At 43.5% G+C, this 24,227-nt stretch carries 17 protein-coding genes; 9 read left to right on the forward strand and 8 right to left on the reverse strand.

Annotation, left to right across the window (positions count from 1 at the left end; all coding sequences use genetic code 11):
• Positions 1-255 precede the first annotated feature (255 nt).
• The 4 genes from P2H89_RS22935 to P2H89_RS22950 all read right to left on the reverse strand — a co-directional run bounded on the left by P2H89_RS22935 (position 256) and on the right by P2H89_RS22950 (position 9,145).
• On the reverse strand, positions 256-2,730 hold the full coding sequence (locus P2H89_RS22935) for a heavy metal translocating P-type ATPase (protein WP_275831318.1): 2,475 nt from the start codon (positions 2,728-2,730) through the stop codon (positions 256-258).
• 83 nt (positions 2,731-2,813) lie between these two features.
• Positions 2,814-3,362 carry a hypothetical protein gene (locus P2H89_RS22940; protein WP_275831320.1) on the reverse strand — a complete coding sequence of 183 codons (549 nt, stop codon included), beginning with the start codon at positions 3,360-3,362 and terminating at the stop codon, positions 2,814-2,816.
• Between the two features lie 168 nt (positions 3,363-3,530).
• The gene (locus P2H89_RS22945; protein ID WP_275831323.1) at positions 3,531-4,751 is read right to left on the reverse strand and encodes an efflux RND transporter periplasmic adaptor subunit; all 1,221 of its coding nucleotides are present in this window, start codon (positions 4,749-4,751) and stop codon (positions 3,531-3,533) included.
• A 23-nt stretch (positions 4,752-4,774) separates the two neighbouring features.
• Positions 4,775-9,145, reverse strand: coding sequence for a CusA/CzcA family heavy metal efflux RND transporter (locus P2H89_RS22950; protein WP_275831325.1), 4,371 nt, complete (start codon positions 9,143-9,145; stop codon positions 4,775-4,777).
• Positions 9,146-10,014: 869 nt separating this feature from the next.
• Here P2H89_RS22950 and P2H89_RS22955 point away from each other — a divergent pair.
• The 9 genes from P2H89_RS22955 to P2H89_RS22995 all read left to right on the forward strand — a co-directional run bounded on the left by P2H89_RS22955 (position 10,015) and on the right by P2H89_RS22995 (position 19,429).
• Positions 10,015-10,392 (forward strand): metalloregulator ArsR/SmtB family transcription factor, encoded by a 378-nt coding sequence (locus P2H89_RS22955; RefSeq protein WP_275831327.1) that lies wholly within the window; start codon positions 10,015-10,017, stop codon positions 10,390-10,392.
• Positions 10,389-11,657, forward strand: a complete 1,269-nt coding sequence (gene merTP, locus P2H89_RS22960; RefSeq protein WP_275831329.1) for a mercuric transport protein MerTP — start codon at positions 10,389-10,391, stop codon at positions 11,655-11,657. Before P2H89_RS22955 ends, merTP begins: the two co-directional genes overlap by 4 nt.
• A gap of 10 nt (positions 11,658-11,667) precedes the next feature.
• Positions 11,668-12,033, forward strand: a complete 366-nt coding sequence (locus P2H89_RS22965) for a glyoxalase superfamily protein (RefSeq protein ID WP_275831331.1) — start codon at positions 11,668-11,670, stop codon at positions 12,031-12,033.
• 8 nt (positions 12,034-12,041) lie between these two features.
• A complete protein-coding gene (locus P2H89_RS22970) occupies positions 12,042-12,257 on the forward strand; it encodes a GDCCVxC domain-containing (seleno)protein (protein ID WP_275831333.1) in 216 nt (71 codons plus the stop codon).
• Between the two features lie 75 nt (positions 12,258-12,332).
• On the forward strand, positions 12,333-13,157 hold the full coding sequence (locus P2H89_RS22975; RefSeq protein WP_275831335.1) for a helix-turn-helix transcriptional regulator: 825 nt from the start codon (positions 12,333-12,335) through the stop codon (positions 13,155-13,157).
• Positions 13,158-13,339: 182 nt separating this feature from the next.
• Positions 13,340-13,771, forward strand: a complete 432-nt coding sequence (locus tag P2H89_RS22980) for a DoxX family protein (RefSeq protein WP_275831337.1) — start codon at positions 13,340-13,342, stop codon at positions 13,769-13,771.
• Positions 13,772-13,885: 114 nt separating this feature from the next.
• Positions 13,886-15,178 carry a TolC family protein gene (locus P2H89_RS22985; RefSeq protein ID WP_275831339.1) on the forward strand — a complete coding sequence of 431 codons (1,293 nt, stop codon included), beginning with the start codon at positions 13,886-13,888 and terminating at the stop codon, positions 15,176-15,178.
• A gap of 4 nt (positions 15,179-15,182) precedes the next feature.
• Complete coding sequence (locus P2H89_RS22990; RefSeq protein ID WP_275831341.1) at positions 15,183-18,329, forward strand: efflux RND transporter permease subunit; 3,147 nt, start codon at positions 15,183-15,185, stop codon at positions 18,327-18,329.
• A gap of 17 nt (positions 18,330-18,346) precedes the next feature.
• On the forward strand, positions 18,347-19,429 hold the full coding sequence (locus P2H89_RS22995; RefSeq protein WP_275831343.1) for an efflux RND transporter periplasmic adaptor subunit: 1,083 nt from the start codon (positions 18,347-18,349) through the stop codon (positions 19,427-19,429).
• 262 nt (positions 19,430-19,691) lie between these two features.
• Here P2H89_RS22995 and P2H89_RS23000 read toward each other — a convergent pair whose 3' ends face one another.
• The 4 genes from P2H89_RS23000 to P2H89_RS23015 form a co-directional block, all read right to left on the reverse strand.
• Positions 19,692-21,764 carry a copper-translocating P-type ATPase gene (locus P2H89_RS23000; RefSeq protein WP_275831346.1) on the reverse strand — a complete coding sequence of 691 codons (2,073 nt, stop codon included), beginning with the start codon at positions 21,762-21,764 and terminating at the stop codon, positions 19,692-19,694.
• A gap of 39 nt (positions 21,765-21,803) precedes the next feature.
• On the reverse strand, positions 21,804-22,319 hold the full coding sequence (locus P2H89_RS23005) for a DUF2911 domain-containing protein (protein WP_275831348.1): 516 nt from the start codon (positions 22,317-22,319) through the stop codon (positions 21,804-21,806).
• Between the two features lie 87 nt (positions 22,320-22,406).
• A complete protein-coding gene (locus P2H89_RS23010) occupies positions 22,407-22,973 on the reverse strand; it encodes a DUF3347 domain-containing protein (RefSeq protein ID WP_275831350.1) in 567 nt (188 codons plus the stop codon).
• A 33-nt stretch (positions 22,974-23,006) separates the two neighbouring features.
• Positions 23,007-24,227 (reverse strand): efflux RND transporter periplasmic adaptor subunit, encoded by a 1,221-nt coding sequence (locus P2H89_RS23015; RefSeq protein ID WP_275831351.1) that lies wholly within the window; start codon positions 24,225-24,227, stop codon positions 23,007-23,009.

The following is a 24,227-nucleotide window of genomic DNA, read 5'->3' on the forward strand; positions in this document are numbered from 1 at the left end:
GTAACCCGGTCTCGATTCTACCCGCTCCTACAGCTCAGAATTATTGATTCTTCTACGCCCAAAAGCTGTTTAGGCCATTGCAGCGGCAGAAAAGATGGCCTAGATGAGCACATATATGAGCTGACGATTTGAATACAATCCCCTGTTTTTGCGGGTATTAACATCTTAACCGTTGCAATTATTGCCGTAATTCAAGCGAGAATGGTAGCTTCCAGTATTCTTACTGAATTCAAATAACTGACAAGAGCAACAAATTTATTCATCCCTATAAGCCAATAATCTTAAACCATTGAAGACCACTACCAATGTAGAACCTTCATGAGCAATTACTGCCGGGCCGATAGTGGCCACACCTGATATAGTCAATGGAATAAGCAATACCACAACCCCAAGGCTAATAACAAGATTTTGTTTAATAATTTTTCTTGCCTTTCTGCTTAACCCAATAGCAAAGGGCAGGAGATTCAATTTATCGCCCATTAAAGCTATATCTGCCGTTTCTAATGCAACATCACTTCCTGCTGCCCCCATGGAAATACCGACAGTACTTTTTGCCATAGCCGGGGCATCATTAACCCCATCTCCCACCATAGCCACTTTATTTTCCTGTTGCGCCAGCTTTATGATGGCAGCTACCTTTTGTTCCGGCAAAAGGCCTCCCCACGCTTCTGTTATACCAGTTTGGGCGGCAATCGCTTCGGCCACTTTTTGGTTGTCACCAGTAAGCATAACCATTTTTTTTATTCCTTCCTGTTTTAGTTGTAGCAACGCCTCCTTTGCTTCCGGTCTTGGCGTGTCCATAACGGCAATCATTCCTATATATTCCTTGTTCTTTCTGATTAACATGGAGGTATTGCCTTCTTCCTCTGCCTTCCTGACTGTGTTTATTATGTCTTCTGAAGGCTTTGAGTCGTCCAGAGAATCGTATAAGGCAAGGTTACCAGCAAAAATTTCGTCACTTCCCAGAGCAGCTTTGATGCCTTTACCTAAAACTGCCTCCAAATCATGGGCCTCGGGAATAAGTTCGCCATCTAGTTTCGCTTTACCATCTCGCACAATGGCCTTAGCAAGGGGATGATCACTCAACGCTTCCACAGCAACTACGATTTTCAATAGTTGAACTTCGGTAATGCCATTTGAAAGCGGAACAACTTTGGTGAGCTTTGGTTTTCCTTCGGTCAATGTTCCAGTTTTATCGAAAGCCATTGCTGTTAGAGTACCCAAGTCTTCCAGCGGCCTGCCACCTTTTATCAATACGCCCGCCCTAGCGGCTCTTGCTACACCGCTTAAAACGGCGCTGGGAGTGGAAATCGCCAACGCACAGGGGCTGGCTGCAACCAATACAGACATTGCCCGGTAGAAGCTCTTGCTAAAAGGCTCATCAATTACAAGGAACGCAAAGCACAAGAGAACAACCAAAATCAACACAGAAGGAACAAAGTATTTTTCAAACTTATCCGTAAACTGCTGAGTGGGCGACTTTTGTGTTTGTGCTTCATTCACCATTTTTACCAGCCTGGAGAGCGTGGAATCGTTCGCCTCTTTACTTACTTTCACCTCCAGCAACTCATTTCCATTGATCGTGCCCGCAAATACTCTGTATTTAGGATCAAGTTTATCCGCTTTAGCTAGGTCAAAACTTGTATCTCCAATTGATTCTTTATCCGCCGGGATGCTCTCTCCTGTAATAGGCGCCTGATTAACGCTTCCATTACCTTTAACCACGATTCCATCTGCAGATACTTTAGTATTTGGCTTCACTACAATTACATCGCCTTGTTTCAAATCTTCGATCTTTACTTCTTTTGATATCCCTCCTGTTTTTAGCAATGCTGTTTTGGGTGCAAGCTCTGTCAACGCAGCAATAGATTTCCGGGCTTTCTCCATAGCAAAATGTTCCAGTGCGTGGCCTAAACTAAATAGAAAAAGCAGTAATGCACCTTCAGCCCATTGTCCTAAAATGGCAGCACCGATGGCCGCTACCAACATTAGGAAATCGATTTCAAAATCTCCTTTTGATATAGCTTCGATAGCTTCTTTGGTTGTAAAAAAGCCCCCAAAAAAGTATGCAGCTATATAAAATGACAGCGGAACTATGGGAGCCATATCCCGCATAAAGGAAAGACCAAATCCACCACCCAGCATTGCTCCGCAAATAAAACTAAATATCAGTTCCGTATTTTTTCCAAAGATGCCGCCATGTGTATGCTCCTGGTCATCTTCTTTTTTTCCACCATGTCCATGCTCGTTTTTCTGCACACGCTCATGACCATGAGGCTCATCTACATTCGTAAACCGCAAACCATTTTTTTTAATGTTTTTGATGACATCTTCTCCATTTGTTTTTGAAAGATCAAATTCAATCCTTATGAAACCATTTCCGGAAACAGAAATATTCTCCAGACCAGGCATGCTACTGATCTTTTTTTCTAAAAGCCTTGCATGACGTGGATGCCTTATTCCTTCCACGTTTAATAAAAGATGACTGTATTGATTTGTAATTTCTGCACCTGCTTCTTTGGCTAACTGTTCTACTCTTTCAATAGAAATTTTATCCGGGTAATAATGAAAGCAAAGCTGTACTTCGTTATTCACTTTGCCGGGGACTAAATGTGCTTTCTCAATTCCTCTCTGTCTTTCCATTGATGAGATAAGGCGTTCAACACAAGCATCCTTTTCATCTGGAATCTTTGGCAAAACGATATCAAGATCAATCTTTACCTTTTCCATAAGAATATTTTACTGTATTAAATAAATACGACTAACACGCCAGTCAGTATCAGGCCAATGCCAAGCCGTTAATTATGCTCTAATTAGCAAAATTTAAATTTATCAATCCCTTTTAAAGCGAGATAGACAAGTTGAAATATCATGCTTACAGTTACTATTATGACTATTATTGATACGCTGTAGATTCTCTGCCAGCCAAACTTCCCGGCTTTTAAGTAAGACGATTCCAATTTAATCCAGGGAGGGAAAAACATCCTGACAGCAAGAGATATAATGAATGCCGTAACAGAAGTTCTGTTCATTCTTTCTACCTGGTTATCATGGTGATGGCGATTGACCATCTTCAAATGAATGATGATATAAACTATGCCTAAGGCAATAAGCACTAAAGGAGCCACAATTTCAAAAAGTGAATGATAGCGGATGGCTACTTGCAATCCCATCCAGCCTACGATTAGACCAACAAGAATAGTGCTGGCTATGTGTGCAAAGCCTATAATCAGCGTAGACCTTAAAGTCAGCAGCTGGCTCCATTTTTCACTTTTGCCAATCGTAACTAGTAGATGCCAGTGGTTGGAGATAACAACATAACCGACGCTTAGCAAAAATGCGCTGATCAGACGTTGTATCATTTGCCTGCATTTTGAAGTTGTCAGAATTACATTATTGTTGCGACGCTCTAGCAGCAGCAATTACAAATTCTCAAAATGGCGAATGAAAAATATTAGTCACTGAAACGAGTCGCCGAATCTTTAAAACCTATTCCCTAGTACTCATATCAGTTTTACTATATTTTATAATCAATGGTGTTCACCTTCTTCCTCACTATTCTTCATTTTGCTTAATAAGGAATAAGCACCTTTGACAACAATTTTTGCTTTGTCAACTCCCTCCGGCAATATCACTTCTGCATAACCAACATCACTGTTACCGAGTTGAATAGCAATCATTTCAAAGTGATATTCCGACTCACCGCCCTCTTTTCTATTAATGGTATCAGTTTTCTCTTTTCTATCTGAAGCAACGAATATATATTTCTGGCCCTGGTAGTCAACAATTGCCTCATCAGGTAGAGCCGGAACCTGCATTTGGCCTGTTTCCACAACAGCTTTCAGGTACATACCGGGCAACAAATGTATATCTTCCTTCTCAATATGACAATGAATACGGACGGTGCGATCGGCGCCTATTTCGCGGCCAATCAGGTAAACTTTAGCAATACGCTCCGTAGTTTCATTTGCGAGTGTGAAACGGACTTTTTGCCCAATCTCTAATTTTGGAACGTCTTTTTCAAATACTGTTAATTCAGCATGCAAATGTTCTGTATCTACAATTTCAAACAGCACATCTGTTGGATTTACAAACTTGCCGATATTGGCATTTATCTCTGTAACAAAGCCGTTGATAGGAGAATAAATGTTGATGGAAGACTGGATATTGCCATTTTCTACGGCAGTCAAACTAAGTCCAGAAACTTTTATCTTTTCTTTCAATCCATTCACTTTTGCACTCAATGTTTGAAAACTGGCTTTGGACTGTTGCAGCGTTTTTTGAGCGTTGATGTTCTCTTTTCCCAGTTCCTGCTGTCGCCCGTAGTCTGCTTTAGCATATTCCAACTGGCTTTTTGCTTCCAGATAATCCTGTTGCATCCCCACATATTCAGGATTTTCAATTACTGCGATCATTTCACCTTTTCTTACCCTCTTGCCTTCCAGCAAGCTCGTCTGTTTAAGAAAGCCTCCCATTGCTACTGAAATGCTGACCTTATTTTGCGGAGGAACATCCAATACACCATTGGCTTTAAACGTTCCGCTGATTTGTTTAGATTCTATAACACCAAAACTGATGCCTGCAGTTTTGAACTGAGCCTCTGTCAGTATTACTTCTGAACCTTCTTCTTCATATTTTTCTTCTTCCTTTGATTCTATGTTGGATGGCTTGCCGCTGCTTCCACAGGAAGCAAACAATGATATTGCTGCAAACACTATGATACTAAATTTCATTCCTTGTATTGTTTTCATTTTAAAGTCCATTTAATATCTTTTTACTGATTACCGGCCAGGTATTCTAACCGGATGACACTTTGATTTAACTGGTTAATTGTTTGCAGGTAATTTTCCTTTATCTGCAGGGCATTGCGGGTAGCAAGCAAATATTCTGCATAATCGGCATCTCCTTCCTGGTACCCCCTTCTTGCCTGATACAAAATTAAATTGGCATTAGGTATAGCAGATGTTTTGTAGTACTCAACGCTGCTTTTATATTTTTGATATTCTTCTGCAGCCTGCTTCCATTCACTTTTCAACAAGCCTTGATTATAGCTTAGTTGAGTTTCTGCTACGTGCGTGTTTATTTCTGCGGCTTTGACCTTTGCCCTCAACGGTTTATTGAAAATGGAAATGGCTATACCCGCATTAAAACCCATAAAACGATCTCCTGCGGTTGCCAATTTTGTTCCACTGCCATTCAGGGGATTTCCAATTAAGCTTTGATTAAAATATCCTAATGTAAAATCTGGCAGCTTTTGTGCGGCAAATACTTCCCTTTCTTTTGAGGCTACCTGTATCTGCTGTTTCAGGTAAGCCAAAAACGGATTATTGGAAACAGAAGCTGTGTCGTTTATTATGGTTAAGCCTCTTTCCCGCAGACTATCTTTTACAATGCTTACCGGCTCATCGCTTCCTGTCAATTGCTGCAAGGAATAGTAAGATGATTGTATATCGGCCCCGTTCTGTTTCAACAAATTCCTGATTTCATTCAACTGCGTTTCAGCAGTTGTCTTTTCCAGAAGTTTTGTTTCCCCTGTTTTGAAACGTAATTCTGCAGCTTTCAGAAACTCAGTATAAATACTGTCCTGCTGTTGTAAGAGTCTTTCTTTATTGTACAGGAAAAGCAATTCATAATATACCTGCTTTACATTCCAGGTCAGTTCATTCACCATCATTATTTTCCGGGCATCAGCCGAGCCAATCAGGGCATCTCCCAACGCTCTTTGCGTGGAAAAGGTTTTTGGATTGGGAATATTCTGCGAGACAGAAAAATTATTATCGCCCCATTTATAGCTATTGTACTGACCGATCATTGCGCTGAAATCAGTTTTGCCAATATAACCCACCGCTGACTTTAACTGACGCTGGTATTGCTTTTCCAGTTCGGCAGACTGTATCAGTTTATTTTGGGCTAATGCCTGCTGAACGGCCTGCTCCAGTGTAATGGGGTGTGATTGCTGTGCTTTAGTCGTTGCAACAAAAAGCATCAATAGCAAAATAAAAAAAAGTGAAAGCTTATTCGGGTTCACTCTTTTGAATTTTGTTTTTTCAAAATAGATATATAAACAGGGTAATACTATCAGGGTAAGAAACGTGGAAGTAATCAACCCGCCAATTACAACCGTAGCCAAAGGTTTTTGAACTTCTGCACCGGCGCTTGTAGCTAGTGCCATTGGCAAAAAACCGAGCGAAGCAACCGCAGCAGTCATCAGTACGGGTCTTAACCGGATTTTGGTCCCTTTAAGAATAATTTCGTTTAAGTCAGAAATACCTTCTTGTTTCAACCTGTTAAATTCGGCGATCAACACAATCCCGTTGAGTACAGCTACGCCAAACAACGCAATAAAGCCTACTCCTGCGGAAATACTAAACGGCATTTCGCGAATCAGCAAAGCCAACACGCCACCAATGGCTGCCATGGGGATGGCGGTAAATATCAATGCAGCTTGTTTGAGCGAATTGAAGGTAAAGAATAATAGCAGGAAAATGAGTAATAAAGCAACCGGAACTGCTATTGAGAGTCTTGCATTCGCCTGCTGCAGATTCTCAAATTGGCCGCCATAAGTAGCAAAATAACCTGGCGGCATTTTTACCTGTGTGGAAATTTTCTCTTTTAGCTCTTTTACAATACTGCTTACATCCCTGCCCCTCGTGTTAAAACCGACAATGATCCTCCGTTTGGCATCTTCCCGCTGTATCTGGTTGGGGCCAACCCTGAAATTAACATCGGCAATTTGTTGCAACGGCACCTGGTTGCCGTTAGGAGTAGTTATATACAAGTTCCGTACGTCATCTAATTTTTCACGGTTTTCCCGGTTTAACCTGAGCACTAATTCAAAACGTTTTTCTCCTTCAAATATCATTCCCGCCGATTGCCCAGCAAAAGCAGCATTGATTGTTTGATTAATACTTTTAATATCTAACCCATATTTGGCTATTTCGTCCCGGTTGATATTTATGACGATTTGAGGCAGGCCAGTGACCTGTTCTACATAAATATCTCTTGCACCCTGTACACCGGAAGATATTTTACCAACCTGGTTGGCTAAATCCGCCAATATTTCCAAATCTTCCCCGTATATTTTTACGGCCACATCTTGTCGTACCCCTGTCATCAGTTCATTAAACCGCATTTGTATCGGTTGCTGAAAACCAAATGTTACTCCCGGAATAGCTTCCAATGATTCTGTCATCATCTCTGCCAGTTCTTCCCGATTATGTGCCTTTTTCCATTCTTTTTTAGGTTTTAAAATCACCATCATATCCGCTGCTTCAATGGGCATGGGATCGGTAGGAATTTCTGATGACCCTATTTTGCCTACCACTTCTATCACCTCATCCGGGTATTCTCTTAATAAAATCGCTGCGCCTTTAGTAGTAGCTTCTACCGTTTGCGATAAACTGCTTCCTGTCAACACTCTTGTTTCAACCGCAAAATCACCTTCTTCCAGTGTGGGTAAAAACTCCCCTCCCATTCTCATAAATAGGAGCAGGCTTACAACAAACATCACCACTGAAATGAATACTATCAGGAATTTTTTCTTTAAAGCTCCTTTTATTAATGGGGTGTACATTCGCTGGAAGAATTCCATCATTCTATCAGAAAAATTTCTCTTGTGCTGCATTTTCTTATTAAGGAATGTGGCACACATCATGGGTACATAGGTAAGTGATAATAAAAAGGCGCCAAGAATAGCAAAGGCAACAGTTTGCGCCATTGGCTTAAACATTTTTCCTTCTACACCGACCAATGCCAGAATGGGCAGGTAAACAATAAGAATGATGATCTCACCAAATGCCGCTGAATTCCGGATCTTAGAGGCAGATTCAAAAACTTCGGCATCCATTTGGGCCTGCGATAATTGTTGTTTGTTTTTGCGTAACCCTAAATGATGCATGGTAGCTTCAACGATAATTACCGCACCATCTACGATCAAACCAAAATCTATTGCTCCGAGGCTCATTAGGTTACCGCTTACGCCAAATACCCGCATCATAGCAACAGCAAATAGCATAGCAAGCGGGATAACCGAGGCAACAATCAAACCTGCCCTGAAATTGCCAAGAAAAAGTACCAATACAAAAATTACAATTAATGCCCCTTCAATAAGGTTGGTTTCGACTGTGCCAATGGCCCTGCCTACTAATTCACTTCTGTCAAGGAAAGCATCTATTTCCACCCCTTCTGGCAAAGTCTTTTCAATTTGCTTCATTCGTTCTTTAACCCTGTTTACTACAGCACTTGAATTTTCACCTTTCAGCATCAGTGCTATTGCACCTACTACTTCACCTTTATCATTATACGTCATAGCGCCGTAACGTGTAGCATGGCCAAATCCAATAGTCGCTACATCCCTGATTAATACCGGAATTCCCTGAGGAGTATTTTTAATAACAATTTTACCAATGTCGGCAGTGGAGCCAATTAATCCTTCGCTACGGATAAAATAAGCATTCGGCTTTTTATCAATGTAGGCGCCCCCTGTATTTTGATTGTTTTTTTCCAGCGCAGCAAATAGGTCAGCTACACCCAAGTTGTAGCTGCGCAGCCTGTCAGGATCAATAGCAATTTCATACTGCTTCAGGTAACCTCCGAAGCTGGCGACATCGGCCACCCCCCCAACGCCCAACAATTGGCGACGCACAATCCAATCCTGCATAGTACGCAGATCTGCAGGGGTATATTTATTTTCAAACCCCTTTTTAGGGCGAATGATGTATTGATATATTTCACCCAAGCCTGTAGTTACAGGTGCAAGCGATGGTGCTCCGACACCTGGCGGTATCAGTTTTTGGGCCTCATTCAATCGTTCATTCGCCTGTTGCCGCGCCCAATACACATCAATATCATCCTTAAAAACAATAGTTACAACTGACAACCCAAAACGGGAAAAACTGCGCATTTCCTCGATGCCCGGAATAGTCGCCATTGTTTGTTCCACAGGAAAAGTAACCAGCCGTTCGATATCCAAAGCAGATTGTGAAGGTGCGACAGTAATCACCTGCACCTGGTTGTTCGTAATATCCGGAACTGCATCAATGGGCAACCGTGAGGCACTCCATAAACCCCACGCAATAAGGGCGATGGTGAGAATGCCAATGATGAGTTTGTTTTTTATAGAAAATGAAATGATTCTATTCAGCATATTCCTATTTATGGTTTGATATAAGACGATAGTATTTAATCATTACTCCTGCGGTAGCCATTAACATAAAAATGCTAAGCAGAATTATTGCAATGATTCTGACAACCCGCATCCATTTGGGCTTTACAGGATTCTTAATTTTCCCGTAAACTAGCTTTTTGCGGGTGGATGACTTCTTTCTAGCCATAACCCCATTTTACATGATGTGACAATAAAATAGTAAGTGCATGATCAATGCACAGAAGAAGATGAACTTCTTAAGAAACTAATTGCGGGGGTTGCCAGATAGGGAGAGAAATCTCGAGAACCTCGGACTGAGAAAAATCTGAATAATGAAAAGAAGAGTATCCACCTGGAGTTACTGACACAGAAAATACATATATGAATGTAACACCGGCGCAACAGGCACATTGACAAAAAGGAGAACAGGCATCAGTATGAACTTTGTCGTTTTGATGTGCGGCCGATTTTGTGGTGGCTATGCCTTTGTCGGCTTTCATGGAAAGAGCATCATCTGCGCATGGCATACAGCTAAGCGACAGAACAATAATAGACAATATGAAAGCCGCAAATCGCATGGCGCAAAAATATAGAATTTTATTGCAAAAATTCGAACTTAAAATTAGGCATTATGAGAATATGTTCAAATATTGGTCATTTTCATCGAGAATGTTCAATATTTACAGTGCTTACGTCAACATAATTCTATTGGTCCAAACTTCAATAAGTAGCGGATTATCAATAGAAACCTGAAAATTTATGCCGTTAAACGTTCATCGGACATTAGATCGTTACCGACAAGCAAATGGAAATAAGAGTGGACTTATTTAAGCAATTGCTTAAATAAATATCTTTCCTATATTTGGTCAATGGAAAAAAATACCTGTGTTCGCCTTTATGCTGATCAAGTCCAGATTGAGGCTTGCAAAGGCAGGCTCAAAACTGCCCAAAAAACATTTAGCAGCCTATCTAATGTGCTCACATTGGCTGGCAATGAGGTGCGTTTGAAAATCCTTTATTTACTGGAGGAAGAAAATGAGTTGTGTCCTTGTGATCTGTCAGATATTTTAGGCATGACCATTCCTGCCATATCTCAGCATTTAAGAAAACTCAAAGACGGCGGGATTGTTCATACCAGAAAGGAGGGACAGACTATCTACTACTCACTTACCCAGGAAAACCTGAAAATAGTAAAGCCCTTCTTTAAACATATCAACAAAGAAACCGAAAAATTGGAAACGCCATGAACAAAGCAAAGACATCCGGTGCTGTTATAGGAACCGGCCTGCTTTCAGCTATTGCCGCTTCACTCTGCTGCATTACCCCGGTGATAGCCATACTTGCCGGCAGCAGCAGCCTTGCAGCCAACTTCTCATGGTTGGAGCCGGCAAGACCTTACCTGATCGGCTTGTCAATTATCGTACTTGCCTTTGCCTGGTTTCAACAGTTAAGACCTGTCAAAACCTCACCAGCGGATTGCAATTGCGAAACGACAAAAAGAACATCCTTTTCACAGTCAAAAGGATTTTTAGGGATGATCACCCTTTTTGCTATCCTGATGATGACCTTTCCTCTGTATGCCAAAGTATTTTATCCCCAACCCAAAAGGCAAGCGATGGCCATTGCAGCAGTGGAAGATAAACAACAGGCCAAATTCACCATTCAGGGCATGACTTGCAAAGGGTGCGAAGATCATGTCAATAATGAACTTTCCAAAGTAGCCGGAGTAATAACTTACATAACCTCTTACGCCGCTAAAAGCAGCCTGGTAACTTTTGATCCCTCCAAAGTTGATATAAAGGTGATCGCAGCAGCTATCAGTAGAACTGGGTACAAAGTCAAAAATTATGAACTTATGGGTTCAACAAATACGGCCGTTTCATTTTATGAAGCGCCATTGGTTTGCCACGCAGCCCCATCTATTGGTTGTGGCAGCAAAGCCAAATTCCTGTTAGTTGATTTAGAAAAAAATAAGGCGGCAGTAGAAAGTGCTTGGCTGAACAGGAAGGGAACAGTAGTGGCTCTGAAATGGGCTACCAACATTGAAGAAAAGCAAAAAACAGACCTCATCAAAGCAGTCAGTGCCAGTCATAATATTGAACTTATTGCATTGACTACTACCGAAGCGGCTGATCATGCCAGGACCTTTCCGGATAACAAAAACTGGTTTAAAGGAAAAGAGGTGGATAAACTAAGTAAAGAAGAAGCCACTATTATTGCCCAAAATACTATTAAAGGTTATAAGAAGGATGGCCTTGTACAAGCATCTTTTGAAAAACAGTTCCAGGCTGATATTGAAAAGATATACGCCGACCTATTTCTTTCGATTGCTTCCTATCAGGATCTAACCACAGAAGCGTACAACAAAGTAGAGGAACAAATTCAAAAAGCTGGTGAGAAATATGTAGGAAAAGGCAAAATGCCGAGAGTGGAGCTTTGTGTTGCTGGCGAATCCTGCGAAAAAGAAAAGTCCTGCGCTAAAGGCGGAAAATCATGTTGCGAAACAAATTAATCCTTCCAATATGGACACCAAAGTAATACCCGTTTTGCGCATTTTTGATTACGACAAAACAGTCGAGTTTTATGTTGATTGGCTTGGCTTCAACATTGATTGGAAGCATCGTTTTAGTGATGATGCACCACTTTACATGCAGGTTTCAAAAGGGCCGATCCTATTCCACCTTACAGAACATCATGGTGACTGCTGCCCTGGTGCTAAGGTGTATATAGAAACTACTGGGGTACGCGATTATCACAAAGAGCTGCTTGGAAAAAAGTATAAATACAACCGGCCAGGTATCGAGCAGGCACCTTGGAATGCCCCCTGCATGACGGTTAATGATCCGTTTGGAAATACCATTATGTTCACTGAAGAAGGCAAAAATTAAATAGAAAAATGCAAACCACATTCGTACTTGAATCAACGATCACTTGTCCGCATTGCGGCTTTCAGAAAGAAGAAACCATGCCGGTAGATGCCTGCCAATATTTTTATACCTGCACTAACTGCCAAACCCTGTTAAAGCCCAAGCAAGGAGATTGCTGTGTATTTTGTAGCTACGGAACCGTAAAATGCCCGCCGATACAGATGAACAGATCTTGTTGTGCTTAGCGTGACCTATAACGAATTCTCTCCAGCTTATTATTACATTTTTGCCAGTACCATTTTATCCATGAACTTTAAAAAATGCCAAAGCAATTACAGGTAAAAGATAAAACGGAATCTGCCGAAACCATAAAGATCGTTCCATTCAGGAAGGAGATCAGGAAAACAGTCCCTCACAAACACAACAATTATTTTGAGATCATTTATCTCTCAGCGGGCAGTGGCTATCATTCTATTGATTCCCGTAAATATCCTGTAATACCTCCAATCATATTCTTTGTCCGGAAAGAACAGGTACACAACTTTGATCTGGAAGGCGAACCCGATGGCTTCGTGGCCATTATTAAGAAGGCATTTATTGATAAGAGTTTTGATAATGTATTAAAATCACTGTTAACCAAACTTAGCAGCCACAATTGCCTGAGCATAGCAGACAATAACACCATCCATCATTTGTTTGAATTGCTATGCAAAGAAAATAAAATTCAAAATGGAGGCACCTTTCACATCATTGAAGGGTTACTAAAAGCCTTATTTGCAAAAGTCCTTGAAGTAGCAAAACCATTTATAAAACCTGACGAAATCAGATCAGACTTATACCAGTCCTTTCTTGAACTGTTGAACAACGGGCAGGTTGTTAAAAATTCCGTACAGCACTACGCAGAATTATTGAATACTACCCCACAAAATCTGAACGCCGTCTGCCGCAAGGCCGTCAATCAGTCTGCTACAGAAGTGTTGGCTGAATCCCTTATTGGAGAAGCCAGGCGGTTATTGCACTACACCAATAGTACCGTTTCTGAGATTGCTTTTACCCTTGATTTCACCGATGCCTCCCATTTTGTAAAATATTATAAAAGAATTACAGGACAAACACCGCAAGCCTACCGGAAAGACTGCGGGTAATTAGTGATCATAAACCGCTAAAACATCTTTATTTTCATATATCCCACACCCGGACCGGGCTTTTTTCAAATATACCATACTAAGGTCCGGCATAATCTCATATTTGCACCCAGCTACTAATTCTGGTGATCGATTCACATGATCATTGCTTGTCGTATATACCTATCCAACTTCTATAGTATATGTTTAAAAAACTGCTTTCAACCGACGAAGCAAAAACTACTATTTTGATCCGCCTCATGGTGGGGGCAGTCTTTCTTTCAGAAGGAATACAAAAATTCTTATTTGCCGATAAATTGGGAGCTGGCCGTTTTGCGAAAATTGGTCTGCCAAATCCCGACTTCCTCGGTCCCTTTGTAGGAACTTTTGAGATCATATGCGGTGCACTGATTTTGGCAGGCTTGCTCACCAGGCTTGCAGCCATACCACTACTTACTATCATGCTCGTAGCAATTATGGCGACCAAAACTAAATTATTAGCCGATAACGGGTTTTGGTCCATGTTGCACGATAGCCGTACAGATTGGGCCATGCTCCTGGGGTGCATTTTCCTGCTCATCACTGGCGGAGGAAGATGGTCATTGGACAAAACAATAGCGCATCCAAAATTATAATCAGCAATGGCAGCTTACAGCAGCAGAACCCATCGTTTCCCCCTGGCAATTTTTCATTTCGTATCGCTTTTTTTCTTGACAGGTCTTCAAACAATCTCAGCCCAACCTATCAGGTTGTCGATAAAAGAGACCTTACAAAAAGTACAGAACAACCTGCCCCAGCTGGAAGCCTACAGGCAGCAAATGGCCGCCTCGAAAGAGAACATACCATTAGCCAAAAACAGCCTGGTGCCTGACCTTACAGCGGGATACCAGGTCAATATGGCCACTTTCAATAACATCACCGGCATGAGCTATCCCGGTTTTCTCTTGCCCATCAGCGGTCCACCCTCCATCAGCAATGAGCTGAACTTTATTCCCGGCACAGCATTGGGGGCACTCATTAAATGGAATCCTTTCACCTTTGGTCAGCGCAATGCAGCGATTGAAAAAGCCACCGCGCAGTATAAGCAGGCTAATGCTGCCTACAACGAACAGTTGTTTCAATACCAGTACAGCGCGCTTAATCTATACCTGGAGGCCCTGTACCTCAAACAGGTTACCAGCATATCACAGGCCGTCATTGAAAGGAACCGGAAAGGTTTGGAACAATCGCTGGTATTGGCTAAAAATGGGTTAAAGCCAGGTATTGATACCGCTCAGTTCCAATCCGTGATAACACAGGCCGAAATAGACTACCTGCAAACAGAAAGAACATACCTGCAAAAACTAACAGAACTAACCAGGTTAACCGGTATAATGACAGCCGCCGACAGCATTGAACTAACCGATACCGTTTTTAGATCCTTGTTACTGCCTGCTGCTAATTCCTCCATCGAAAACCACCCCTTGTACCAATCGATCGAAGCCCAAAGAACCACCACAGCAGCAGGTTTGAAGGAAATACAAAGATCATGGGCGCCTCAGTTGGATATATGGGGCAATGTGTATGCCCGTGGTTCGGGGGTAAATGCCAGTGGCGAAGTGAACAAAGCCGATGGCTTTAGGTTGTCAAGGACCAATGCCGGTATTGGGCTACAGTTGAGTATGCCGGTATTACAATACAGTAAGATCAATATCCGGAAAAAGCAATACCAATACCTACTCAAAGCCGATGAGGCCAGATTGGCACAGGCCAGCCTGGATATTTCCAAACAAATAGAGGCCGCAGAATGGCAATACCGGCAGGATGCCAAAATAGCCGCTAAAACACCCGTGCAGTTGAAAGTAGCTACTGATGTATATGAAGGGTTAAAATTGAGTTATGAAGCTGGCCTCATTGATTATACCAGACTTTACCAATCCCAGTATGAATTAACGAAAGCAGCACTGAACCAGGCCAACGCTCAGTTACAACTGTCACGTTCATTTTTGGCCATTGCTATAGCAAAAGGAAACCTGGATATTTTTTTAGATCAATTCAACTGATTGTATGAAGCTAATTATAGCCGCTTTACGGCATCCTGTTACTATCCTGGTTTCGGTCATTGCGATCTTATTTTTTTCGTGGTTGAGCATACGCAATACGAAGATTGATGTTTTTCCGAAACTTGGCCTTCCTACTGTTTATGTAGCGCAGCCCTATGGGGGCTTGTCGCCCGAACAAATGGAAGGTTTTATTACTTCCTATTACGAATACCACTTTCTGTACATCACCGGCGTAAAATATGTAGATTCTAAATCAATACAGGGTGCTGCACTCATTAAAATAGAGTTCAACGAAGGCACAGATATGAGCCAGGCTATGGCTGAAGTGGTGGGATATGTAAACAGGTCAAGGGCATTCATGCCTCCTGGCACCGTGCCTCCTTTCATTACCCGCTTCGATGCAGGTAGCGTACCAGTGGGTCAACTGGTATTCAGCAGCGATAGCCGTTCTTTGGGCGAGATATCTGACCTTGCTTTGTTCCGGGTGCGGCCTATGTTCTCCACCTTGCCCGGTGTATCGGCACCGCCACCTTTTGGTGGCAACCAGAAAACAGTGTTGATCACAGTAGATCCCGACAAAATAAGGAATTACCACCTTACGCCTGATCAGGTGGTCCAATCATTGGTCAAAACCAATACCATTACTCCGGCTGGTAATGTACGCATAGGGGACAGTACCTATATCACCCCACAAAACGGGGTGATCGAAAGCCTGCAGGAGCTGCAAAACACGCCTTTACAAATGGGTAGCGGCCCCTCAGTTTATGTAAAAGATATTGCAACCGTGGCATTGGGTTCCGATGTAACCACCAGCTATGCGCTTATTAACGGCAAGCGTTCCGTCTATATACCTGTCACCAAACGGGCAGACGCATCTACCTGGGATGTGGTACAGCGGGTGAAAGCTGCTTTGCCCGATATGCAGGCAGCTATCCCGGAGGATATAAAAGTCTCGTATGAATTTGACCAATCCGGTTATGTGATCAATGCGCTGAAAAGTTTATTATATGAAGGTGGTCTTGGCGCTATTTTAACAGGGTTAATGGTACTCTTATTCCTGGGTGACAAAAGAGGTGCATTCATTGTTGTACTTACTATTCCGCTGGCCCTGCTTACCTCCGCAACCCTGCTATACCTTGCCGGCCAAACCATTAATATAATGACGCTCGGCGGCCTGGCTTTATCCGTTGGTATTTTGGTGGATGAGGCAACCGTGACCATTGAAAATATTCACCGGCATATGGAAATGGGCAAGAGTAAAGCCAGGGCTATTGCCGATGCCTCCAAAGAAATAGCGCTTCCCAAACTACTAATCCTGTTAAGCATCCTGGCCGTATTTGTGCCGTCACTTTTTATGAACGGCGTGCCCAAAGCCATGTTCCTGCCTTTATCGCTGGCTGTTGGATTTGCCATGATCGCTTCCTTCCTGTTGTCCCAAACCTTTGTTCCCGTACTTAGCAATTGGTTCATGAAGCATCATTTGAGTGCTAAAGAAAGAACCCCACATATTAGTTGGTTCAACCGCTTTAAGAACAGGTATGCAACCTATGGCAATCGTTTACAAAATCGCGGTGGTTTACTGACAACCGTTTTTATTGCGGCGTCCATTGGGCTGGCCGTCTTATTGTTTTCATTTATTGGAACGGAATTATTCCCCAAAACAGATACAGGACAAACCCAGGTAAGATTGCGGCTACCGGTAGGTACACGGATGGAACGTACCGAAGATGCCACCCGCAAATTATTGGGACTGGTAAATAATATTGCCGGAAAGGAGAACGTGATGATCACCTCTGCCTTCGTAGGAACACAGCCTTCAAGTTTTCCAGTAAACTATATTCACTTATGGACCGGCGGACCGCATGAATCGGTGACAAAGATCAAGCTCAAACAGGGAGCTATTGCCATTGATGATTTTAGGGAACAATTAAGATCTGCCGTTACTAAAGAGATCCCCAATGCAAAAATTTCCTTTGAACCGGGTGATCTGGCGGAGCAGGTATTAAATCTTGGTTCATCCAATCCGATAGAAATTGCTGTAGTGAATAAGAACCTTGAAGAAGGAAAGAAAACAGCCACCCAATTATACAATCAGCTCTCCCAAATACATTCTCTAAAGGATATCCAGATTGCTACCCCACTTAATTATCCGGCCATCAAAATTGATGTTGACAGGGTAAAGGCGGGGCAATTAAATCTAACAACAGACCAGGTAGTCCGTTCCACCGTAGCAGCCACCTCTTCCAGCCGGTTCACATCGCCCGCTTACTGGCTCGACAAGGCTACCGGTACTGCTTATATAATACAAGTCCAATACCCGGAATACCGGATGAATACTACCACACAATTAGAAATGATCCCGGTTTCATCCGACAAAGAAAATATACACCTCCTGAGTGAAGTGGCTTCCTGGAAACGCATCAGCGTGCCCGGCGAATACGATCGGTTAAACCAGCAACGCTATATTACCATCACCGCCAACGTACAGGGTGAAGACCTCGGGAATGCCTTTAAAAAAGTAAAGCATTTAATGAGTAACACAACCGTTCCCAAAGGCTCAAAAGTACTATTGCGCGGACAACCGGAATTATTGCAGGAAACATTAAGCAGCTTGCAGTTTGGTTTACTGGTTGCTATTGTGGTGATCTTTTTACTCATGGCTGTTTTCTTTCAGTCTTTCCGAACAGCCTTCGTTATACTGTCTGTTATTCCGGCGGTAATTGCCGGTTCATTGCTTTTCCTGTTTCTCACCGGTAAGACTATGAATATCCAATCTTACATGGGCAGTATTATGGCCATCGGCGTCGCCATAGCCAACGCTGTTTTGTTTATCACATCGGCAGAGATCCGCCGCAAGGAAGGCGATAATGGCACTGCTTACCTGGTCGCCGCTGAAAGCAGGCTGCGCCCCATCCTGATGACCAGCCTGGCTATGATCGCAGGGATGTTACCGATGGCTTTGGGATTGGGCGAAGGCGGAAGCCAGACTGCACCGCTCGGGATCGCTGTAATTGGTGGCCTGGTGTTCTCTACTTTTAGTGTCCTGTTTTTTCTCCCGCAGGTTTATCACTTCACAACCGGCAAGCGGACATATGTGTCGGCCTCCCTTGATCCGGACGATGTGCAAAGCAAAAACTTTAATGAACAATGAAACGCAATTCAGAACTTATGAGATATGTAGTTGCATCCATGATAATCCTGTTGGCCGGCTGCACAAACGATGCCCCGAAACAAACAGCTACAACGGCAGACAATGCGCTCGATACAATACCTGTATTCTTACTGCATGATACCAGCGTGACCAGGAACATAGAGTTGACAGCAGAACTATTACCGTATGAAAAGGCAGAGCTGTTTGCAAGAGTGCAGGGGTACGTGAGGGAAATGAAAGTAGATATGGGTGACAAGGTACACCGTGGTCAGACACTGGCCATTATTGAAGCGCCGGAGTTGCAGACAAAACAGGCAGAGTTCCAGGCTTCCTTGCAAGCAGCCAAAGCAAAATACATGAGCAGCGCGGATGTTTTTCAACGTTTGTACAAAGCCTCCCAAGCGAAAACACCGGGTATTGTAGCGCCGGTGGATTTAGAACGAAGCCGCAACCAGTACCTGGCAGACAGCGCATCCTATGAAGCCTCCCGTCAACTGGCCAGGTCCTATCAGGAAGTGGCCGGTTATCTTGTATTGCAGGCACCTTTTGATGGCGTGATCACTGCCCGCAATGCCGACCGGGGAACACTGGTAGGGAACAACCAGGCCATACTGACCGTCCAGCACAATAACAGGCTTCGGCTCAGGATAGCAGTACCGGAATTATATGTTGCAACCGGTACCGTTAATAAAGTGGCCAGCTTCCGCGTGGACGCTTTTCCTGAAAAATTATTCCAGGCAACCTTAACGAGAAAAAGCGAAAGCATAGATCCCCAAACCCGTACCGAATTATGGGAGTACCTGTATGACAATAAAAACAATGAGCTAAAGGCCGGTTCTTTTGCGTATGTCAAATTGGGACTGCAACGTACCGGCAATTCATTTGTCGTGCCACCTACAGCCATCGTTACTAACCAGGAACGGAGGTTTGTAATACGGGTAAAAGATAACAAAGCTGAATGGGTAGATGTAAGACAAGGTATGTCCACCGACAAAGGCATTGAGGTATTCGGTAACCTCGCTAATAGTGACACCTTGTTGGTAAGGGCCACCGATGAGAGAAAACCGGGTAGCGTTGCCTGGTGGAAAATTGCCCGATAAGTTGCGATGGTTTTCCTTTAGTAGCCGGGTGTCGATGTACTCCTCCTATGCCTCGCGTTCCCTCCGGAAGCGGGCGGTGTCAGCCCACGGAGAACTGTGCCTATAAGCCCCACGTCTCCCCGAGCCGGTGCCGATACCACCAGTGGCGCGGGCCAGTTGTAGTACGCTGAGAACAAAATGTATTTGAATAATCATCGCTTTACAAACTCCAGTATGTTTGCAGCATATATAATTCAAAAAGTCGTGAGAAAGCGACACCCATTTATTTGTTTATCCGCAGCAACTTCGCATTGATGGCCACTATGATGGTACTTAAACTCATAAGTGCCGCACCCATGGCAGGACTGAGCATGAATGTAGGATAAAGTATGCCTGCTGCCAATGGTATTGCTATTACATTGTAGCCAACAGCCCAAAACAGGTTTTGGATCATCTTTCGATAAGTAGCGCGACCAAAAGCTATCATATGTACCACATCCTTTGGATCACTGTTGACAAGAATAATATCAGCGGTCTCTGCGGCTACATCTGTTCCGGAGCCTACTGCGATCCCCACATCTGCTTGGGCCAACGCCGGCGCATCATTTACCCCGTCACCAGTCATGGCTACGATCTCTCCTTTATCCTGAAACTCTTTCACTTTGCTTTGTTTTTCATGGGGTAACACATTGGCGAGATAACCATCCATTTGCAGCTTTTGTGCTACTGCAGCGGCCACCTTTTCATTGTCGCCCGTTAACAGGAAAGACTTAATGTTCATTTGTTTTAGGGTTGCTATGGCTTCTGCGGCTGTTTCGCGGATGCTGTCTGCCAGGGTGATAATGCCAACTGGACCATCATCTATCAATACGAAGATAACCGTATCGGTAGTCTGATCTATCCCTTCAGAAATCGGTGGAACACTTGTTTTCTGTTGTTTAAAGTAGTTGGGGCCCGCAGCCACCACTTTTTTGCCGTTTACAATGCCGGTGACTCCCATGCCCTGCATGTACTGGAAGTCATTGGATTTCCATAGTTCCAGTTTTTGCTGTGTCAACCGGCGTATGATCCCATGAGCGATATGGTGCTCTGAGTTTTGTTGGATGGCTGCTGCATATTGCAAAAGCTGGTCGGGAGTAAACTGGTCATTAAGTGAAATAACCAGTTGCACCTCATGGGAACCCTTGGTCAGGGTCCCCGTCTTATCAAAAATGATGGTCGTTAGCTTTCGTGCATTTTCAAAGGCGGTACGGTTACGGATCAGCAAGCCATGAACAGCAGATAAGGTAGTGGAAATAGCTACCACCAAAGGAATGGCCACCCCGAGGGCATGGGGACAAGCCGTTACCATCACTGTCACCATTCTTTCCAGGGCAAAAGACAACTCTCTGCCTGCAGAGAGCCAGGCAATAAAAGTTATGATTCCTATGGTGATGGATACAATGGTCAACCATTTGGCGACCTTGTTAGCCAGGTTTTGGGTTTTGGATTTGGTGCCTTGTGCCGACTGCACCATGTTAATCACCTTGTTGAGATAACTATCGCTGCCCGCACCGGTTACCTCTACCTTTAAAACGCCATCCCCGTTGACGGCTCCTCCGATTACTTTGTCGTGTTTTTCTTTCTTTACCGGCACACTTTCCCCTGTCAACATACTTTCATTTACGTAAGAGCTGCCTTCCAGTATATGGCCATCGGCAGGAATTTTTTCGCCGGGCTTTACAACAACGACATTCTTATTCTCCAGTTCCTTTAATGGAATATCTGTAACCGATCCGTCCCGTTCCACATGAACAACTGCAGGTAACAAGGCTACCAGTGATTCCAAAGCCTGGGAGGCAGCCATTTGCGATTTCATTTCCAGCCAATGGCCTAATAGCATAATGTCAATCAGGGTGGCCAGTTCCCAAAAGAAATCCATTCCGGGTAAACCAAAAACAACAGCTACGCTGTACACATAAGCGGTTGTTATCGCAACAGCCACCAGTGTCATCATGCCTGGATTGCCCCATTTTAGTTCCCGAACCAGTCCAACCAGGAAGGGCCAGCCTCCATAAAAGAAGATAATACTGCTTAAACCCAACAATACATATTTATCTCCTGCAAAGGTGAACGTAAAGCCCAACCATTGCTGAATCATGTGCGATAACAGCAAAACAGGAATGGTAACAACCAGGCAAATCCAGAACCGTTTCAAAAAACCTTCCGTATGATGGCCTGCATGTTCATCGTTCATCTGAGGGTTAGTTTCCTTATGCCGTTGGTTATCGGTCTGCTGATTTTCTGCATGTGCACGACGTTCATGCGCTTGTCCGGTATTCGGGTCGGCATGATGATGGTGATGTTCATGATTCATAATCGGCTCTTTTATGGTGGATAATCGACGACCTATGCACTATCCTCTGACGGTGATGGGAAATTCAATGCGTAATTTTTCCCAGGCTACAGCAATTCTGCCGGTTCTATTCTTTCCTGGTTCTACAAAATACTGCAGTCGTTCAGTCAACGCATGCTTTACCGGTTTGACCTTAATCCGTATTACATCTTCTTGCTGGTCATATTCTGTGGCAAGGTGTTGTTGCCATTTTGTATTGATAATCACTGTCCATTCTTTTTTACCAGGAATGGTAAAAAGAGCGTACTTGCCTGCAGGGATTTCTTTTCCGCCCACAACAAAGGGGTGCCCGATTTCAAGGGTGGTCGCGTCATGAGCGCCGGTCACCCATACCTCATCGTAGGGTACCAGGCCACCCCATATTATCCTGCCTCTTACGCCCGGTGAATGATAATTGATTTTAACAGAATCCTGGCCGATCATTCCAAAAGCAGCCGATTTGATACTTCGTTTGGTTGTATCTTTCAGCAGGTTGGGGTTGTAACAAACTGCTTCTTTTTGTGCCTGTAATTCCAAGGCTCCGGCCAGTAATATAACTACCAGCGAGAGCCTGAATACGAAAGTTGATTGAAACATATTGAATGCTGTTTAGTAGTAGGACGTTTATTTAATAGTTTCTTTTACCTCGCCGCAGGTCATCATTTTTTCGCCGAAGTAAGGATTTTTTATTTCTTTGTTAGGGCTGATCCAGGATGCTCCCTTATCATTCAAAGCCATCGGGCAATAATCCACATACAGTTCACCGGAATTAAGACCTGATTTTTTTACAAGGGTGATAAAATCATTGCTCAAAGTAGCATAAGCAGTTCTTTGCACTTCAATATCGGTAGCTGCGGTAATTTTTGCAGCATTGGAGGCAACGGCTTCTGCACCTGGAACCTCTTTTGCTCCTGCTTCGATCGCATTGCTGGCAACTTTGGCTTCTGCCATATCACCATTTGTCAGAGCAGTTGTCAGGTGTACATAATGCTGATAAACGGCATTGAGTTTGTCATCTTTTAGCTTTACAGATGCTGAGGAAGTTTTGCCTTCTTCCATTTTCATCTGATCATGGTCTGTGTGGTTTGCGCTATCTTTTTTATCGGTATCTCCAACGGTATTTCCATCACCGCAAGCGGCAAAAAGGATTACAGACAATACAGGAATAGCTGATTTCAGTAACTGTTTCATGTTTTTAATTTTTAGGTAAATATTCGGGTAACGTTAATGTTGATGTGTTGCCATGGGATCAGTGCCTTTCTTCAATACATATTCGCTATACAACAAATAAGCACCGCTGATAACCACTTTATCACCTGTTTGTAGTCCTTCAGTGATTTCCACCGATTCAAAATTCTCCATGCCAGTAGTCACCTTACGTGGTTCAAATCTCCCTTTAGCTGTTTCGATCCAAACATGGGTTCCCTTTCCGTCCCTGATCACCGCATCTACAGGCAGGGTAAGGGCATCTGTTTTTGCTTTAACCGGTAAAAGGATATTCACCTGTTGCCCAGGTTGCCACTGATTGCCGGGATTGACAATGGTACCACGCACCTGTAATAGCTGGCTGCCGCCTTGCAGGGAAGGATTGATAAATTGAACGATCATGGTTTGTGGCTTGTTTTCCCAACCGGCTACAATTACCTGAACGGCCTGGTTCACACGGATAGCGGCTGCTTCGGAAGGGTATATATCCGCCTCCACCCATAATTCACCATAACCTTCAAGTTTCATAACAGCACCACCTTCTGCGGTATATTGTCCTGCTGTAATGAAGAGTTCAGCAACGGTACCGCTGCTGGGCGCATAATAAGTTACATAAGGGCTTATCTTTTGTGCCTGAAGTAACTGGTTGATTTGTGCATCTGATTGATCATACAGCACCAGTTTTTGTCTGGCGGCTTTTTCTATTTGTTGAAACCGCGCATCTTCCGGGAATTGCCGAGCCTGTGCGGCGGATAATAAGTATTCCTGTTGTAAAGTGGCGAGCTGTTCAGAGTAAATTTTATACAAGGGTTGGCCTTTATTTACTTTCACACCTGTTTCCCGCACATACAATGTTTCAATCCTGCCTGGCACTCGCGTAGATATGACAACAGTTTTTTCGGGATCTGTTGCAAGCCTGCCATTCAACTGCTTTACATTGGACAATGCACCAGCACCGATTGTCATGGTACTTACATTAGCCAGTGATACCTGGCTTTCACTAAGGGTCAGGAAAGCATCTTTATTATTCTTATCAAAGGGCACCAGGTCCATCCCACAGATTGGGCAGGTTCCCGGTTTGTTTTGGACGATCTGCGGATGCATGGGACAGGTATATGTCTGAGCCGCCTTAGCCTGCTGTTCCGTATTGTTTTTATTACCCTCTTTACATGCATCTAAAACCAGCATTGGAGCCATAGTGAAAATAGCAAGGGTCTTTATAAATCGCTTTCTTTCCAT

Source organism: Paraflavitalea sp. CAU 1676 (assembly GCF_029223285.1).
Taxonomy (GTDB): Bacteria; Bacteroidota; Bacteroidia; order Chitinophagales; family Chitinophagaceae; genus Paraflavitalea.

Excerpts from the sequence above, each read along its gene's own strand:
- P2H89_RS22935 (WP_275831318.1), bottom strand. The coding sequence starts at position 2,730 with ATGGAAAAGGTAAAGATTGATCTTGATATCGTTTTGCCAAAGATTCCA.
- P2H89_RS22940 (WP_275831320.1), bottom strand. The coding sequence starts at position 3,362 with ATGATACAACGTCTGATCAGCGCATTTTTGCTAAGCGTCGGTTATGTT.
- P2H89_RS22945 (WP_275831323.1), bottom strand. The coding sequence starts at position 4,751 with ATGAAAACAATACAAGGAATGAAATTTAGTATCATAGTGTTTGCAGCA.
- P2H89_RS22950 (WP_275831325.1), bottom strand. The coding sequence starts at position 9,145 with ATGCTGAATAGAATCATTTCATTTTCTATAAAAAACAAACTCATCATT.
- P2H89_RS22955 (WP_275831327.1), top strand. The coding sequence starts at position 10,015 with ATGGAAAAAAATACCTGTGTTCGCCTTTATGCTGATCAAGTCCAGATT.
- merTP (WP_275831329.1), top strand. The coding sequence starts at position 10,389 with ATGAACAAAGCAAAGACATCCGGTGCTGTTATAGGAACCGGCCTGCTT.
- P2H89_RS22965 (WP_275831331.1), top strand. The coding sequence starts at position 11,668 with ATGGACACCAAAGTAATACCCGTTTTGCGCATTTTTGATTACGACAAA.
- P2H89_RS22970 (WP_275831333.1), top strand. The coding sequence starts at position 12,042 with ATGCAAACCACATTCGTACTTGAATCAACGATCACTTGTCCGCATTGC.
- P2H89_RS22975 (WP_275831335.1), top strand. The coding sequence starts at position 12,333 with ATGCCAAAGCAATTACAGGTAAAAGATAAAACGGAATCTGCCGAAACC.
- P2H89_RS22980 (WP_275831337.1), top strand. The coding sequence starts at position 13,340 with ATGTTTAAAAAACTGCTTTCAACCGACGAAGCAAAAACTACTATTTTG.
- P2H89_RS22990 (WP_275831341.1), top strand. The coding sequence starts at position 15,183 with ATGAAGCTAATTATAGCCGCTTTACGGCATCCTGTTACTATCCTGGTT.
- P2H89_RS22995 (WP_275831343.1), top strand. The coding sequence starts at position 18,347 with ATGAGATATGTAGTTGCATCCATGATAATCCTGTTGGCCGGCTGCACA.
- P2H89_RS23000 (WP_275831346.1), bottom strand. The coding sequence starts at position 21,764 with ATGAATCATGAACATCACCATCATCATGCCGACCCGAATACCGGACAA.
- P2H89_RS23010 (WP_275831350.1), bottom strand. The coding sequence starts at position 22,973 with ATGAAACAGTTACTGAAATCAGCTATTCCTGTATTGTCTGTAATCCTT.
- P2H89_RS23015 (WP_275831351.1), bottom strand. The coding sequence starts at position 24,227 with ATGGAAAGAAAGCGATTTATAAAGACCCTTGCTATTTTCACTATGGCT.